Raw genomic sequence first — 3,313 nt, 5'->3', positions numbered from 1 at the left:
CACGCTCGGCTGCTTTTACGAGGCAAGCCGAGCATGGGCTCGGCTCTACAGGAACGCGCCACAGCGTTCTCTGCCACAATCGCGCTCCTTTCCCGCACCTGTGAGGCCCTCCATGGGCAAACTGACCCTGGCCGGCATCGACAAGCTGCGTACCCGCTTCGCTGATGACACAGCCTGCGACACGGCTCTGGCCGCCTTCGCCGACCCGGCCGCCGCGCGCACGCCGCTGCGCGAACTGCTGGAGGCCGAGCACCGTTTCCTGCAGGCCGAATTCGAAGTCGCCCAGGTGGCCGATGTACTGCGCCGCGACCAGAAGTACGCACCGGTGGGCCGCCCGTCCGTGCATATCGTGCAGCTGCGCAAGCAGCAGGCGGCCACCAGGCAGGCCGCACTGATCGCCCGGAACGTAGTGGCGCAGGCCGCACAGACTTTCGTGCGCGTGAGCGGCCTGGCGGTAAAGGCCAAGCAGAGCCCCAGCGAAGCCTGCGCCGCGTGGCTGATCGCGCAGCGCTGAGGCCGCAGGGATTCCGGACACCACGACGGGGTTCGGGATAACAACGACGGCGCTGGGGCGAACGACGACGGCGTCCGGGATAACAACGACGGGGTAGAGTCGACTGTCAGTCGACTATCGCGCGCAGCGCGGGCTTCTGGCATTCCGCAAAGAGCAGTCGACTGACAGTCGACTCTACCAACAGCAGATTCCCGCGCCGCCACCCCACGCCCAAATAAAGAAGGCCCGCTTTCCAGCGGGCCTTCTGCCTTCTCACGACGAGTGAGCGGGTTACATCAAGCCGCCGGCTTTTCGCCGGTGGCTTCGGTGGTGATGCGGATGTTCACTTCGTCGCTGACGTTCGGGGCGTAGGCGCCGACACCGAAATCGCTGCGCTTCAGGGTGGTGGTCGCATCGAAGCCAGCGGCCGGAACCTTGGCCATCGGGTGCTCGCCACCGCCGTTGAGGGTGACATCCAGGGTGACCGGCTTGGTGATGCCCTTGATGGTCAGGTCACCGGTGACGGTCAGCTTGTTGGTGCCAGCGGCCTCGACCTTGGTGCTCTTGAAGGTGGCATCAGCGAACTTGGCAGCGTCGAAGAAATCGGCGCTCTTCAGGTGTTCGTCGAACTTGGCGGTGAAGCTGTTCAGGCCGCTCAGCGGCAGCTTCACTTCCACGGTGGACTTGGTCACGTCAGCGGCGTCATACACCAGGGTGCCTTCAACGTTGCCGAAGTGCGCGCTCGGGTGCGAGAAGCCGAAGTGGCTCCACTGGGCCAGCACATCAGTGTGGCTCGGGTCGAGCTTGTAGGTACCCGAGGCGATCTGGATCGCTTCGGCGGCCGGGGCGGCAGCGGCGGCATCAGCAGCCGGGGTGGCAGCCTGCTCGGTGGCGGCCGGCGCGGCGGCATCGGCAGCCGGGGCAGCGGTGTCGGCCGGCTTGGAGCAAGCGGCGATGGCCAGGGTCAGGGCCAGCGGCAGCAGCAGTTTACGGGTGGCGCTCATCTGAGGAACTCTCCGGAATCGTAGGGTGGGTACAAGGTGCAGCAGGGGTCACCAAGGCGGCGGCCCGAAATCGATACAGCGACTTACGCGATGCGCGCCGCTTCGTCGAACGACAGGCGCGGCAGACGGGGGAACAGGCCCGAAGGATCACCGTACCCCAGGTTGACCAGGAAATTCGACTTGATGCTGGTGCCGGCGAAGAAGGCTTCGTCGACCTTGGCATTGTCGAAGCCGGACATCGGGCCGGCATCCAGGCCCAGCGCGCGTGCGGCCAGGATGAGGTAAGCGCCCTGCAGGCTGCCATTGCGGAACGCGCCTTCGTGGCGGCCTTCACGCGGGCCGTCGAACCAGGCCTTGGCATCGGTATGCGGGAACAGGTACGGCAGCTTCTCGTGGAAATCCTGGTCGAAGGCGACGATGACGGTGACCGGTGCGGCCAGGGTCTTGGCATGGTTGCCTTCGGACAGCGCCGGGGCCAGCTTGGCCTTGGCCTCAGCCGACTTCACGAACACGAAGCGCGCCGGGCTGCCGTTGGCGGCGGTCGGGCCCCACTTCACCAGTTCATACAGCGCATGCAGCTGGGCGTCTTCCACGGGCTTGTCGAGGAAAGCGTTCTGGGTACGGGCCGTGCGGAACAACTGGTCCAGGGCAGCAGCGTCGAGCGCATGGGACATCGGTGGATCTCCAGGGCAGCGAGGGGAAGTGAGTGCCTGCGGCAAGCGCAGGGCGAAACGACGATCAGAAGTGTAGAGTGTCGCGACTGTTGCAACACCCAGCAGGGCTGAAACGAATTAATGCCAATGGTGAAACGATCGAGCGCGCCGTGGACGGTCACTGACGGCCGTGCCGGCAATGTCCGCCAAGCGGTCGCGCTGGCTTCGGCGCTGCGCCAGGGCACCCACTGCCCGCTGGTCCTGCAGCCGCGTGCGCCCTGGCGCTGGCTCGCGCCGCGGCGCCTGCCCGGTGATGTGAATGGCTACGGCCCGGACTTCGCCGCGCTGGCCACGCAGGCCCCTGCGCTGGCGATCGGCTGTGGCCGCCAGGCCGCTGGCGCGCTGCGCGTGCTGCGTGCGCGCGGCAGCCGCACGGTGCAGATCCTCGACCCCCGCCTGCCCTCGCGCCACTGGGATCTGCTGGTGGTGCCCGAACACGATGCCCTGCGTGGCAGCAACGTGCTGACCCTGGTGGGCAGCCTGAACCCAGTGGACGATGACTGGCTGGCGCTGGGCCGTGCCGCGTTTGCCGACTTCAGCCGCCTGCCCGGCCCGCGCACCGCGCTGCTGGTGGGCGGGCCGACGCCGCTGGCACCGTGGGACGAGGCCGCGATGGTGGCCGTGTTCACGGCGCTGGCCGCGCAGATCCGCAGCGAAGGCGGCAGCCTGCTGGCCACCACCTCGCGACGCACGCCGCCGGCCCTGGCCGAGATCCTGCGCGCGACCTTCGCCGATCTGCCGCATGTGATCTGGGGCGATGGCGGCGACGGTGTGAACCCCTATGCCGGGCTGCTGGGCTGGGCCAACCGGGTGGTGGTATCGCCCGATTCGGTGAACCTGCTTTCTGAAGCCAGCGCCACCCGGCTGCCGGTGATGGTGGCCCTGGCCGACACCGCACAGGGGCGGCTGGCCCGCTTCCAGCACCAGCTGCACGAGCGCGGGCGACTGCAGACGCGCTGGCTGGACTGGCAGTGCGACCGCATCGAGCCACTGCGCGAAACCGCCCGGGTGGCGGCGGAAGTGCACGCGCGCCTGACCCCGGGGTAGAGCCGCGTGACTACCTGCGCATCGGCTTCAACCCGCGCTTCCTGCGCCTGGCCCTG

General features: G+C 68.0%; 4 protein-coding genes. 2 read left to right on the top strand and 2 right to left on the bottom strand.

Annotated elements, in window-relative coordinates; all coding sequences use genetic code 11:
- Positions 1-112: 112 nt before the first annotated feature.
- Positions 113-514, top strand: a complete 402-nt coding sequence (locus ACQKDV_RS13645) for a hypothetical protein (protein WP_427784333.1) — start codon at positions 113-115, stop codon at positions 512-514.
- A 275-nt stretch (positions 515-789) separates the two neighbouring features.
- On the opposite strand, the gene ACQKDV_RS13640 is transcribed toward ACQKDV_RS13645, so the two are convergent.
- Both ACQKDV_RS13640 and ACQKDV_RS13635 read right to left on the bottom strand, forming a co-directional pair.
- Positions 790-1,497: a YceI family protein gene (locus ACQKDV_RS13640; protein WP_427784331.1), complete on the bottom strand. Its 708-nt coding sequence runs from the start codon at positions 1,495-1,497 to the stop codon at positions 790-792.
- An 83-nt stretch (positions 1,498-1,580) separates the two neighbouring features.
- On the bottom strand, positions 1,581-2,171 hold the full coding sequence (locus tag ACQKDV_RS13635) for a malonic semialdehyde reductase (RefSeq protein ID WP_427784329.1): 591 nt from the start codon (positions 2,169-2,171) through the stop codon (positions 1,581-1,583).
- A gap of 126 nt (positions 2,172-2,297) precedes the next feature.
- Here ACQKDV_RS13635 and ACQKDV_RS13630 point away from each other — a divergent pair, with 126 nt between their 5' ends.
- A complete protein-coding gene (locus ACQKDV_RS13630) occupies positions 2,298-3,257 on the top strand; it encodes a mitochondrial fission ELM1 family protein (RefSeq protein WP_427784328.1) in 960 nt (319 codons plus the stop codon).
- Positions 3,258-3,313 lie beyond the last annotated feature (56 nt).

It is taken from the genome of Stenotrophomonas sp. NPDC077659 (genome assembly GCF_050268705.1).
In the GTDB taxonomy this organism is placed as follows: Bacteria; Pseudomonadota; Gammaproteobacteria; order Xanthomonadales; family Xanthomonadaceae; genus Stenotrophomonas.
Note: the sequence above shows the minus strand (reverse complement) of the source record. Positions and strands in the feature narration are given on the sequence as shown.